Here is a 13,287-nt window from a genome sequence, read left to right on the forward strand (position 1 = left end):
TTTTTACACAAAATGTTCACGTGTGCAATTAGATATAAAAATCCACTATCAAAGGAGCTTTCCGCATGACTCCTGTACCTCAACTTTCTGCTGCTCTATTCCCAGACTTAACTCGTTATCCGGAAAAAGTTATTCAATTCGGCGGCGGTAACTTTATGCGCGCTTTCGTTGACTGGCAGCTGCAACAAATGAATGATCAAGGTCTTTTTCAAGGCAGTGCCGTTCTCGTGCAAGCTTTCTCCAAAAAAATAGATCCGACTTTTGCAGAGCAAGATCATTTATTCACCGTGTTACTGAATGGCATTGAAAATGGACAATCGGTTAATAAAGTTGAGCTAGTCTCAAGCTTGAGCCGTCTGCTCAATCCAGCATTGGATTATGAAGCATACCTCAAGCTCGCGGAAGACGAACAACTATCGGTTATCGTATCCAATACAACAGAAGCCGGGATCGTTTATCAACCGGAACCTATGCCGACAACAGAAGCTCCCGACTACTTCCCGGCAAAATTAGCTGCGCTGCTCTATCGACGTTATACGCTAAAAAAACCGGGATTTACGATCATTCCTTGCGAGTTAATCGATCGAAATGGCGAAAAATTGCTTGAGATTGTACAGAAGCATGCGGAAGATTGGCAATTAGGCTCCGAATTTATTTCATGGTTGAATACCGATAATACATTTTGTTGCAGTATGGTTGACCGAATTGTACCGGGTTATCCGAATCAATCGGAAACGGAATTACAGCAACGGCTAAACTATTCGGACAAATTGGCTGTCAGCGCTGAACCATATATGCTCTGGGTCATCGAAGGTCCACAAGAAGTATCGCAACAATTGCCGCTGATTCAAGCTGGATTGAATGTGATAATCGTACCGGATATGACGCCGTACCGGGAACGCAAAGTCCATCTGCTGAACGGGCCGCATACCGCGATGGTTCCGCTGGGGCTACTGTCTGGGCTAGACACAGTAGAAGAAGTCGTGAACGATCACACATTGTCGGCATTTTTGCAAGACATGATTCAACATGAATTGATTCCGATGCTCGACCTTCCGGCTGATGAACTTCGCGATTATGCCAAAGACGTCTGGGATCGATTCCGCAATCCGTATATCCGTCATGAACTACGTTCGATTTCGCTAAACAGTATTTCCAAATTCAAAGCTCGTCTGCTTCCGATTTTGCTCTCTTTTGCTCAAAAACGTAGCGAACTTCCGGCACGAATCACTTTTGCTTTTGCCGCGTTGCTGCATAGTTATCAATCTAATCCAAGTCAGCGCCAAGACGAAGCTGCTGTATTGGAAATTTTCGACCGAGCTACGTCTGATGGAGATTCCTCTTCGTTTGTTTCTTCGATTTTAAGCGAGACTGCTTTGTGGGGATTGGACTTAAATACGGTACCCGGTCTTGCTGAGCGATTGCGGCATCATCTAAAAGAGTTAGAATCTTCGTCGCCTATCCATCTGCTGAACGTATCTAATTAGGAGGAATCTTATATGCGTACTTTGATGAAAATGAATCCGCGTGATAATGTCGCTGTCGCTTTGCGTCCTTTGGCAACAGGTGAATCGCTGCATATCGATCAAACTAAATTAATCAGTATTCACGATGTCCCTCAAGGTCACAAAATTGCATTGGCGCCTATTCCGGCTGGTGAAATCGTTATGAAATACGGTGCACCGATCGGATATGCCGCCGAAGACATTCAGATCGGCGAATGGATTCATACTCACAATATCAAGACGACACTTGCCGGTGAAGAAGAGTATCAATACGAGCCTGAGTTACATCCGATTTTTTACGCGCAGCGAGATCTGACATTCGACGGATATCGCCGCAGCAATGGTAAAGTCGGGATCCGTAACGATCTGTTCCTCGTTCCGACAGTTGGATGTGTCAACGGAATCGCGGAACAGATGGTGTCGGCTTTTAAAGCGATGCACGCCGATTCTAGCGTGTTCGACAATATCACTGTGCTGAAGCATCCGTATGGCTGTTCGCAACTTGGCGATGATCACCGAATGACACGCGATATTTTGATGGATGCGGTGCATCATCCGAATGCAGGCGGCGTCTTGGTATTTGGGCTCGGTTGCGAAAACAATATTGTCGCCGAATTCAAGCAGATGTTAGGTGAATTCGACGAATCTCGCGTGAAGTTTTTGGTGGCTCAAGATGTCGGCGACGAACTCGAAGCAGGGTTAGAGTTACTGGAAGAACTATACGAAGCCGCAATTGATGACAGACGCGAACCTGTACCCCTCAGCGAACTCAATATCGGTTTGAAATGTGGCGGTTCCGACGGTTTTTCGGGTATTACCGCAAATCCGCTGCTCGGTGCATTTTCTGACTTCCTGATCGGTCAAGGCGGCAGTACCATCCTTACCGAGGTACCCGAAATGTTTGGCGCAGAAAAAATGCTGATGGCACGTGCAGAAAACAAAGAAGTATTCACCGATATTGTCTGGCTTATTAACGACTTCAAGCAATATTTTTTGTCGCATGGCGAAGTCGTCTACGAAAATCCTTCACCGGGTAATAAAGCAGGCGGGATCAGTACCTTGGAAGATAAATCACTGGGATGTACGCAAAAAGCAGGGAGTTCTCCTGTTGTCGATGTCTTGAAATACGGTCAAAAATTACGTAAAAAAGGGCTGAGTTTGTTGCAGGCACCGGGTAATGATCTGGTTGCATCATCCGCATTGGCGGCGTCCGATTGCCAGATGGTTCTTTTCACGACAGGTCGCGGTACACCGTTCGGCAGCTTTGTTCCAACCGTGAAAATTGCGACGAACAACGAACTTTTTGCTAAAAAAGGACATTGGATGGATTTCAACGCGGGCCCTTTGCTGGAGCAACCGATGGAAGAAGTGTTAGAACAGTTCATTACGTACCTGATCGAAGTCGCAAGCGGACGCAAAACACGCAACGAAGAAAATCAGGTCCGCGAACTGGCGATCTTCAAAACGGGGGTAACATTATGAGTACACAAACGCCGCGTGGAAAAAGCGGTTTTCTCAACGATAACTTTCTGCTTTCTACCGATACCGCTGTGACTCTGTTTCATGATTATGCCAAAAATATGCCGATCATCGATTACCATTGTCATCTTGATCCACAAGAAATCTATGAAGACCGTCCTTTTGCCGATCTGACCGAGGCTTGGTTAAAAGGTGACCATTACAAATGGCGTCTAATGCGCGCAAACGGAATCGACGAAGAACGAATTACGGGCGAAGCTTCCAGTTATGATCGATTTTTCGCTTGGGCAGAGACTGTTCCTCAGACTGTAGGGAATCCGTTATACAGTTGGACACATCTGGAACTGCGTCGCTTTTTCGATATTCATTCAACGTTGAATACCCATACGGCTCCTGAAATCTGGGAACAAGCCAAAAACAAATTACAGCAAGCCGATTTTACTCGCCGAGGTCTGATTGTAAGTTCCGGGGTCAAAATCGTATGCACGACCGATGATCCTGCCGACGATCTGCGATATCACCAACAGCTTGCGAAAGAAGAAGATCGCTTCTCGGTCTATCCGACTTTCCGTCCGGATCAAGCCCTCAATATCCATGCAGCAGGGTTTGAAAATTGGTTAAGCCGACTTGCGGATGTATGCGGGCGTACAGCGTCTTCGTTTGTTGAACTCGTCGAGTTATTAAGTGAACGGGTCGAATTTTTCCACGCTCATGGCGGAAGATTATCCGATCATGCGTTGGACACGTTGCATTATGAAGCGGCTACTATCGAAGAAGTTGAAAACATCTATAGTAAGCGATTAAACGGTGAGACGTTAAGCGAGCTTGAAATTGCGGCTTATCGTACTGAACTGTTGGTGCGATTAATCGGGATGTATCAGAAGCAAGGTTGGACGATGCAGCTGCACATCCATGCTTATCGCAACCGAAATACGCCAATGTTCCAAAAACTCGGTCCAGATACGGGATACGATTCGATCAATGATCGACCGATTGCGCAAGCTTTATCATCTCTACTGGATCGTGCCCAGCAATCTTCCGGCTTGCCGAAAACCATTCTCTACTCGCTGAATCCCGGCGATTATCCGGCATTACTTGCGCTAATGGGATGTTATCAGCAAGATACGCCTGGCAAAATGCAGCTGGGTTCCGGTTGGTGGTATAACGATACGCGTGATGGCATGCGTCATCAATTGACGCTGCTTGCCAACAATAGTCTGCTTCCGCGATTTGTCGGAATGTTGACGGATTCGCGCAGCTTCCTTTCTTATACGCGTCACGAATATTTCCGGCGCGTGCTATGCGAATGGATCGGTGAGTTGGCTGAGCGCGGCGAAGCTCCTGACGATCTACAAGAGTTAGGTGCGATCGTGCAAAATATTGCGTACCGTAATGCCACGGACTATTTCGGATTCGAGCGTCAGCCTGAATCGATCTAACTTTTCAAATGTATCGCTTGTCTATAAAAAAGCCCGATTCTCCGCAAGTGTGGAGAATCGGGCTTTACCTCATTTTCTTCAAAACTTCCTATACTCTATGACTGAGCCGATAGTTGCTCTGTAGCCGACTCAAGCCCAGCTGGTTTTTGCCAGCTGCCTTCAGCAGCAATCGTTGCAACCTCGCCGTTACGTACCACAATATGACCGCGAACGACCGTTCCAATTACACTACATGGGAAAGTATGACCGATATACAGACTTTCTTTATGCTTCGCGTAATAGTTTTCTGGTGTAACGGTGAACGATTTAGTCAAATCAACAATAGCCAGATCGGCATCCATTCCGATTGCAATCGTTCCTTTGCGGTCAGCTAGATCAAAACGCTCTGCGGGATTGGAAGATGTCCAAGCCGCAATCTTTTCAAGCGGAATCTCATGGGCAAGCGCCAGTTCCAAAGCGGCAAGAAGCGTGAATTGTCCGCCACTGATCCCACCCCAAGCTTGGAAAAGATTAAAGTCTTTAGGATCTTTCATATCATACGGACAAGGCGAATGATCCGAAGTCAGCATATCGAACTTGCCGTCGGCAAGCAAAGCAATCAGCCGCTTCTGCTCCTCTGCTTCGCGAAGCGGAGGCGCGCATTTCGCAATCGCTCCTTTTTCACGCAGATCATCATGATTGAACAATAAGTAATGCGCACAAGTCTCTACGGTCACATTCATACCGCGAGCTTTTGCCGCTTCAATCTTCGCTACGGCTTGTGCCGAGCTGATATGCACGAAATGTAACGCACAGCCTGTAATTTCTGAATAATACAACGCACGCTCTACCGCTTCCACTTCGGCAATAATCGGACGCGTCTCCAGGTAATCGTCAGCACTGAATAATCCAGCCGCTTCTTTTTCAGCTTTGAGCCAATTCGTAATCGCTGCACTTTCGGAATGGAGCGCCAAAATTTTGCCGAGTGCCGCGATTTTTTTCATACCGGTCAGCAGTGTCATTTCGTCTACCGCTTCAAATTCTTTATTGCCTGTAGTTGACAAAAAGGCTTTAAACCCGATCACTCCGCCTTCCGCCAACGGTGCCAGATCGTCTTCGTTGCCCGGAACGAGTCCGCCCCACAGTCCAAAATCGACAAGCGATTTTTCATTGCCCAAACGAGCTTTGTCGAGCAAAGCGTCTTCGGTAACTGTCGAAGGAATCCCGTTAAGCGGCATATCGAAAAAGGTCGTACATCCGCCTGCTGCCATCATGGAAGATCCAGTCGTAAAGCCTTCCCAATGTTCACGTCCTGGCTCACTGAAATGTACGTGTACATCAATCATACCCGGCAGTACATGTTGCCCTGCCGCATCCCATTGTTCGGCGGCTTCGCCTTCCAGATGATCGGCAATCGCTGCAATCTTTCCGTTCACGATGCCAATATCTGCTTGCGCAACGCCAGTCGGCAGTACAACACTGCCGCCGCGTACGATCAGATCAAACTTTTGCATATCGGTCACTCCTTTAGTTATTTTGCTGAAGAATCATAGATGGTTCCTTTTTTGAACGAAGATGTCTTAAACGCATATTTGCTCAGCAATACGTAAGCAATCGAAGCGGCAACGAATCCGATAATCCAGCCAATATCAACGAGAACAAACGCAGCGCCTGCTCCGATCAACATCGCTAGGATCGCACTCAGATTGTATCCTTTGAACGCACCATTTTCTTCGTAAAGCTCGGCTGTATCTACTTTTTGTTTGCGAAGCACATAATAATCAACCAGTAAGATCGCTACGATTGGACCAAGGAAAGCCGAATAGATCAAGATAAACGTATTCAGACCTTGCGCCGACGAATCTTGTACCAAGACCCATGGGAATGAACATAATGCTAGCAAGCCAGTGATCACAACCGAAGCTTTGTACTTCAATTTTGTTACGAGCGAGATGACGTAAGCGGGAGGTACGATATTTGCGACCATGTTTACAGCAACAGCACCAATGACGATAAAGGCCGATACCGCTACCGTGATATAAGGATTATCCACAATAACCGCAAAAGCTTTAACTGGATTCGAAATGCCTGTTGCCGCTGCCATCATCGCGCCGATTGTCAATACGAAGCCATACGCGATCACGATCGGAACAAAGTACAAAGCGCTGCGTTTTTTATCGCTAATCCCTGATTTCAATTCTCGGGAGTAATCCGCCGCGCTCAGGAAGATTGCCGCATAGTTGCCGAGGAATACCATGATGAAAGCGAAGAACGGAAGCCCCCATGTGCCTTTTGCGTTCACCCATACATCCGTGATTGCTGCGCTATGCGAATTGAGCAATACGCCGAATACGTAGACGAGAGCCAACATAATCACGACCGAAGCGAGTGTCTCTACCCATTTGATCGCATGGAAACCATATAAGGAAAGAACGATCTGGAGCGCTTGTAACACGACGAAACAGATAGGAACGCTGTCGAACGCGCCGCCGCTAAGCACTTTGGCGATTTCGTTTAAAGCCGTACCGCCGACCCAACTCTGGAACCCGTACCAGACGATTGCCGGCACGCCGCGAAGGAAAGAAGAAATGATCGAACCTTTGATCCCGAAAGACATCCGAAGCTGAACGACATACGGAATACCCGTACGATAACCGAAACGGTCATTCAGTGCAAAAACAACTGAAATAATACCGATTGCCAAGATCGCCGCGACGAACGTCTGAAACGCATTCAATGTGGCAACACCAACTGCGATCAGGCTTGCCCCCAACGTCATATTCCCCAAATTGACGCCGTCGCCGATCCACATAAACATATAAGCGATTGGACCGACGTTGCGGTCTTGATCTGGTTTCGGTCGCAGCGATTCATCTACAGTCGTTGCCCCTTGTACTTGTGGTTCCTCCGTTACTTTCCCCGCCAAATTCGTCGACATATTCGCTCCACTCCCTCTTTTTGGTTGCTTTCCTTCATCCAGATCGGATACCGATCAGACTCGCAGTTAGATTATGTCTTCGCCAGATGTTATATTATCTAACTCAATACTTTGTATTTCTTATTGTATCAGCTTGATTTCGCATTTCATTAGCAAAAACGTAAATTATGAAACACTTCTCTGTTGATAATGAACAAAAATAGATAACATGACTCTGACAAGTTAGCGGGTATCCGACCTTCGTTCACGCGTGCCAAATCGCAACCGATCTAAAATCAAAGCGAGTAAAATCCCGTCCAATAATCCATTGCCGAAAAGCGGTCGCAACAAAGGCGGCAACGAAGCGAAATAGGTAGAAGGAAACCCCATAATAATCACTCCGCCAAAAAGCGGCGCCGCAGTTCGGTATAGATTTGCCGTGTTCATCTTGATCTGTCCAAAGTAATGCAAAGAAGATCCCAGCAGTCGCATATAAGTAACGAATAAGACCGCACTTCCGATACTTAGAGGCAAATGCGTTAATACGCCACTCACAGACGGAATCACGCCAATTAGCGCAAACAACAATCCCCCTATAATGAAAGGCAATCGTTCCCGAATCCGAGTCTGTTCCAAAAATCCGATCGAAGATACATACGGCGCGTACGGAACCATCCCCAAAGGGCCAGACAATACGGTTAACGCGCCACTGATCGTAAACGAACGCCGATATTGCCGAGGCGAAGCTTCTTGCCCGTAGATCAGATCTGTACCTTTCAAAGCACCGAATGTATTGGACGTATTAATAAGCCCAGCGATTACCGCAATAATGACAACCCCGGCATCTAACCCGTTTTGCGCGCCTCCAAAAGGAAAAAGCCCGATCTCCATCGTTTCTCCGACCGAAGACTTCGCGACTGCCGCAGCATTCCATCCGAAAAACAACACATGCAGACCCCATCCTCCGAGCGTTCCGATCAATAAGGCGTATTGTGCAATCGCAGGTCTAGCTTTGACCGATAATACCGCGACAAAAATAGCGACCGTTGCCGCTAAGCCGAATACTTCAGGACGGATCTGCGCGGTGGCTGCCGAAGGCCCTGCCGAGATTCCGAACATCCCCTGCAAAAAAATAATATTCAACCGGCACCCTAGCAAAAACATAAACACTGCCATAACGCCGGGGCTGAACAATTTTGCCAACATTCCCGATAATCCGAATAGTCCGATCAAAATCGTTAAGATCCCGGAAATCATAATTCCGACAGCCAAACTCCATCCCAGTTGAGACAAAGAAATGCCAAGCGACGGCGCGGATGCGCACAAACTTAAAATCACGCCCCACCATAAACCGGACTGCCCTTCCATGATCGCTCGATGGTGTCCGAATAGAGATTGAAAGACACAAGCCAATCCCGTCAGAACAAACGAACATTGAAGTAAAAACTGAATATTATCTTGCGGAAGCCCAAAAGCGACGCCTACGGTAAGAGGAATAATCATCGTGTTCGTAAAAAGAAAAAATAACCATTGAAGCCCTGCCAACCCTGATTTTAACGTTAACGTATCTCGCATGGCTTCACCTTCCGTTTAGAACTTCTCCGCATCGTCGTAGCAAAGCGAGAAGTTACAAAAAATACGACTTGCGCAAAAGGATTCCGTATTGCTCGGAATCCTCGCTTAGTCTTAATTAAGATGAAGTCAAAACGCCGGCTTCAACCTCTTCATACACATCAAGCGCTCCTTGAACGCCGCGTCCGACGACGATCGGTGCGCGGTGGCGAATCAATACCGCTTCAAGTGCAGCCAGTACAAATAACACGTTTTCTTTGCGGCAACTGTAACCCATCGTGCCAATCCGCCAAATTTGACCATGCAGCGGTCCGAACGAACTTGCGATCTCGATCCCGAATTGATTAAGCAGCATACTGCGAACCGATTCACCGTCGATGCCTGCCGGAATTTTCACACAAGTAACAACCGGAAGTTTCCAAGCGAAGTCATTAAATAATTCCAGACCCATCTCGCGAATTCCTGCCATTAACGCTTTTTCGTGAAGTTTGTGTCGCTCAAAACGTTCTTCCAATCCTTCTTCCAACATAATACGCAGACCTTCACGCAGTGCATAGAGCATCGAAGTCGCTTCGGTATGGTGATTCAATCGGCGAGGTCCCCAGTAATCTTGCAATTGGCTCAAGTCGAAGTAGTTGCTTCGAATCGGATGAGCAACTTCTCGAATATCGCTTTCTTGCGCGACGCCACGTTCTACTTTTTTGCGACTTTGCAAAATGCGTTCTACGCGTTCGTTGTACGTGACAGGCGCCATGCCGGAAGGAACCGAAATGCATTTTTGCGTGCCCCCGATTACAGCATCGAGCTGCCATTCGTCGACTTTGACCGGAGCACCGCCTATCGAAGCTACAGCGTCCACGACTGTCAATACGCCGAGTTCGCGGCAAGCCGGGCCGATCCGATCCAGCGGTTGCATACATCCGGTCGAAGTCTCTCCGTGCACGATTGCCAAAATCTTCGGTTGAATCCGTTTCACTTCGTCGATAACCGCTTGCTGATCGAACACTTCTCCCCATGTACATTGCATGAAATGCACTTCAGCACCATTACGCTCGGAAATTTCGGTCAGCAGATGTCCAAATCGACCAAAGATCGGAATCAATACTTTGTCTCCAGGCTCGATCAGGCTGCATAATACTGCTTCAAGCCCGGAACGCGATGTCCCGTCTACAGGAAAAGCCCATTGGTTGCTCGTCTGGAACGTCTCGCGCAGCATTTCCATCGTCTCATTCATCATGCGCGTGAACTCTGGATCGAATTGTCCAAGAATCGGCGTCGACATTGCTCGAAGCACTCTAGGGTCAGCTTCTACCGGTCCTGGAGTCATAATCGTTCTCAAAGGTGCATGAATTTCGCGATACTTCGTCATCTTTTAACGCCTCCTCAAATGATTTCCGTCTATCCCTCTTGCCGCAATTTTCTAACGATATCGTGTGATTCGCTTTTCGACCAATGTTAGTTTAAATGACTTGGCAAATACGATTGATTAATTGTAGAATAAAACAACCTTGAAATCATTCACGGAATTGTAGAAGAATTGAAAGACTCATTGTACATGTTAACCAAAGGGGCACGAAAATAATGAAACTTAACGAGCTGTTAAAACTCCCCGTATTTGACGAAACGGTCATTGTAGCCGGAGAACAAGGGTTAAATTGCGAAGTCTATACGGTCAATATGATGGATGCTCCGGATATTATGCCTTATTTAAAATCAAACGAGCTGCTGATTACAACCGCTTTTCATTTAAAAGACGATCTTTCGAGCCTACTCGACTTGATTCGCGGGATGAGCGCTCAAGGATGTGCGGCACTCGGAATCAAAAGCAAACGATACTTGGGCAGTATCCCGCCTTCAGCGGTGCAGCTTGCCAACAAGTTGAATCTGCCACTGCTTGAACTTCCTCCCAATACTTCACTTGGTGATATTGTCAACAAATCGCTGAGTCATATCCTTGATATGCGGACAACCGAACTTCATAATGCGATGCAGACTCACCGGCAATTCACCCAGCAAATTATGAGCGGACAAGGGATTCCTAAATTATTGGATCAATTATCGACATTGCTGCATCTTCCGGTTTTACTTCTAGGCCCTTACCTACAGCCGATCTCGGGGCAATTTACACATTCTTCGACCGCAGCAAAATTAGAAGCGTTACTGTCCGAAGGCGGACAGTTTTTAGCTTCTTCTTCGATCTGCTCGGCTTTTACAATGCGCGACGGCGAAAAAGAAACGTTGACGCTGTTCCCTGTATACACACATCGGCAACTTCATTATTTATGTATCGAAGGGTTAATTCCGTTCTCCGAAAGTTCGGTAATTTTGACTGTGGAACAAGCAACGAATGTGATCGCTTTTGAATTAATGAAAGAAAATGCGCTCAAGCAAAATCGTCGCCGGATCAAAAATGACTTTTTCGCCAATTTTATTGGAGGTGCTTTTTCCGGTAGTGAAGAGATTGCCAGCCGTGGTCGAGAGTTCGGACTATCCGGCGATCAACGTTATATTTGTGCCGTGGCAAAAGTCGATGGGATCGATAAAACTACTTCTTTCGTTCAGTACAAAGCGGAACAAGATCGAATCGCGGAACATCTCGAAGCTGAATTGATGAATTTCCGCCACCCGCTGCATCTGTTCACGCATGACCGCGCTTATGTACTGCTGATGCCGTTAACCGAAGATTGGAAAACGGTCGAGCCGACATTTATGTCTCTGCTAGAAAGACTACAACGCAAAATCGCGACGCATTACGGTTCGGATCTTTCTCTTGGATTTAGCAGTTATGCGCAGCCGCTTGCCCATGTGCCGATTTCGTATAAAGAAGCGAACGAAGCTCTTTATTTTGGAGGCATCGCAGGCAAAAAGCGATTTATCGAAATGTATCAACCCAAAGAAGTTCCCGAAATTTTGCGGATGATTCCGTTTGAACATTTGCGTAAATTTTATACCGATACGATGCAAGGATTTACCGACGAGACCCTCAAAGACCATCAGATGCTCCTTCAGACGTTATCCGTCTATATGGAAACGCATTGCCAGCTTGCCGAGACTGCGAAGCGGCTGTATATCCACCGAAACACAGTGATCTATCGATTAGACAAATGCGAAGAAATTATCGGCAGAAGTCTCAAAGACCCGGAAGAAACGTTGCGTCTGCGTATGGCTTTTCGGATCAAAGCTTTGCTGCCGGAAGACGCTTTGTCGAAAAATTAATTCAATTGCCCACTTTAGCTTCTATACCAAAGATCGCCACCGAATCGATTAGGTTCGGGGCGATCTTTTGGGTATAGGAATCAATGTCCGCGCTCTTGCAGCAACCGTTCCAAAAAACTTGCAAAACTATCCGCATATATTTCTTCATCCGCTCCAAAAGGAGTGAATAACATAATCGGATATTCAACAGGAACATCGGATTCGCGAATAGGCTGAGACACATCAAAATAAAACTCTTCATCGGCATCGGGCTTGAAAATATACAAACGATGTTCGGGAACCCAATCTTGCTCCGTATCCAGTCGATGTTGAATGATCAAATCATCGTGAGCCATTTCTTTGAATTCAGGCGGCGCAAGCGTGAAAATTTCGGTTCCGCCGATCCGTAGCATTCCGAAATGTTGAAGCCACCATCGGTACGAATCCGGAAGACGATACCCTAACTCGGCTTCGGCTTCGGTAATCCATTCGGTTTGAATCGGATTTTCAGTTTCGGTTAGACGTTTGCTTCCCGCAAATCCGTCTAATCTTTTGCTTAATTCTTCATACACAAGAGATTCACCCTTTCAAAACTACACTTTTGCCTTCGTCTTCTAAAAAACGGTTTTTGCACACAAATAGTTACGCTTTTGTCGTATAACTCGCTAAACATTCAAAAAAGCCTTCAACTATGTTTTAATAGAAATAAGGGTTTGCATATTTGAACGTGAAGGAGTGTATACATACATGGAAGTGTCTCGTTTTCTTTTCCCAAAAGATAAGGTCAAGTATATCCCTTCTTCGGCAACGATGAGAGAAGCTATGGATCTGCTGGAAAAAGATCATTATTCGGCTGTTCCGATCATTGATGAAGAAGGTCGTTATGTCGGCACACTGTCTGAAGGCGATCTGCTGTGGAAACTCAAAAACACCTTCGACTTTAATCTCGATATGATGTCGACGATCTCGTTAAACAGTATTAAACGTTACCGCCATAACGAATCCGTCATGATCGATGCCGATATGGAAGATATGTTAACGCTTGCCGCGGATCAGAACTTCGTTCCGGTTACGGATCATGATGGGATTTTCCTCGGCATTATTCGTCGTCGCGATATCATTAACTATTACAACGACGGAATCATGGATTAATTGATTTTGAATGTAGATGTCAAAAAAGCTTTCCATCACGTTTGCTTAA

The 13,287-nt window shown here is 46.5% G+C and carries 10 protein-coding genes; 5 read left to right on the plus strand and 5 right to left on the minus strand.

The genetic code is table 11. The features are described from left to right. Nucleotides 1-65: 65 nt before the first annotated feature. From NOM90_RS02130 to uxaC, 3 genes are read left to right on the plus strand one after another with little or no spacing between them, the layout of a single operon-like run. The gene (locus NOM90_RS02130) at nucleotides 66-1,487 is read left to right on the plus strand and encodes a tagaturonate reductase (RefSeq protein ID WP_255939635.1); all 1,422 of its coding nucleotides are present in this window, start codon (nucleotides 66-68) and stop codon (nucleotides 1,485-1,487) included. 12 nt (nucleotides 1,488-1,499) lie between these two features. Then, nucleotides 1,500-2,987, plus strand: a complete 1,488-nt coding sequence (locus tag NOM90_RS02135) for a UxaA family hydrolase (RefSeq protein ID WP_255939636.1) — start codon at nucleotides 1,500-1,502, stop codon at nucleotides 2,985-2,987. Then, nucleotides 2,984-4,423, plus strand: coding sequence for a glucuronate isomerase (gene uxaC, locus NOM90_RS02140; protein WP_255939637.1), 1,440 nt, complete (start codon nucleotides 2,984-2,986; stop codon nucleotides 4,421-4,423). Before NOM90_RS02135 ends, uxaC begins: the two co-directional genes overlap by 4 nt. Nucleotides 4,424-4,518: 95 nt before the next feature. Here uxaC and NOM90_RS02145 read toward each other — a convergent pair whose 3' ends face one another. From NOM90_RS02145 to NOM90_RS02160, 4 genes are all read right to left on the minus strand, one after another. Then, nucleotides 4,519-5,916: an allantoinase gene (locus NOM90_RS02145; protein ID WP_255939639.1), complete on the minus strand. Its 1,398-nt coding sequence runs from the start codon at nucleotides 5,914-5,916 to the stop codon at nucleotides 4,519-4,521. Nucleotides 5,917-5,933: 17 nt separating this feature from the next. Further along, the gene (locus tag NOM90_RS02150; RefSeq protein WP_255939641.1) at nucleotides 5,934-7,340 is read right to left on the minus strand and encodes an NCS1 family transporter; all 1,407 of its coding nucleotides are present in this window, start codon (nucleotides 7,338-7,340) and stop codon (nucleotides 5,934-5,936) included. Nucleotides 7,341-7,562: 222 nt separating this feature from the next. Next, nucleotides 7,563-8,894 (minus strand): uracil/xanthine transporter, encoded by a 1,332-nt coding sequence (locus tag NOM90_RS02155; RefSeq protein ID WP_255939643.1) that lies wholly within the window; start codon nucleotides 8,892-8,894, stop codon nucleotides 7,563-7,565. 115 nt (nucleotides 8,895-9,009) lie between these two features. Continuing rightward, on the minus strand, nucleotides 9,010-10,260 hold the full coding sequence (locus tag NOM90_RS02160; protein WP_255939645.1) for a pyridoxal-phosphate-dependent aminotransferase family protein: 1,251 nt from the start codon (nucleotides 10,258-10,260) through the stop codon (nucleotides 9,010-9,012). Between the two features lie 212 nt (nucleotides 10,261-10,472). Here NOM90_RS02160 and NOM90_RS02165 point away from each other — a divergent pair, with 212 nt between their 5' ends. Continuing rightward, a complete protein-coding gene (locus NOM90_RS02165; RefSeq protein WP_255939647.1) occupies nucleotides 10,473-12,107 on the plus strand; it encodes a PucR family transcriptional regulator in 1,635 nt (544 codons plus the stop codon). 80 nt (nucleotides 12,108-12,187) lie between these two features. Here NOM90_RS02165 and NOM90_RS02170 read toward each other — a convergent pair whose 3' ends face one another. Further along, on the minus strand, nucleotides 12,188-12,658 hold the full coding sequence (locus NOM90_RS02170) for an SMI1/KNR4 family protein (RefSeq protein WP_255939649.1): 471 nt from the start codon (nucleotides 12,656-12,658) through the stop codon (nucleotides 12,188-12,190). Between the two features lie 175 nt (nucleotides 12,659-12,833). On the opposite strand from NOM90_RS02170, the gene NOM90_RS02175 reads away from it, so the two are divergent. Continuing rightward, nucleotides 12,834-13,238, plus strand: a complete 405-nt coding sequence (locus tag NOM90_RS02175) for a CBS domain-containing protein (RefSeq protein ID WP_255939651.1) — start codon at nucleotides 12,834-12,836, stop codon at nucleotides 13,236-13,238. Nucleotides 13,239-13,287 lie beyond the last annotated feature (49 nt).

This window comes from Saccharibacillus sp. JS10 (assembly GCF_024436065.1).
In the GTDB taxonomy this organism is placed as follows: domain Bacteria; phylum Bacillota; class Bacilli; order Paenibacillales; family Paenibacillaceae; genus Saccharibacillus.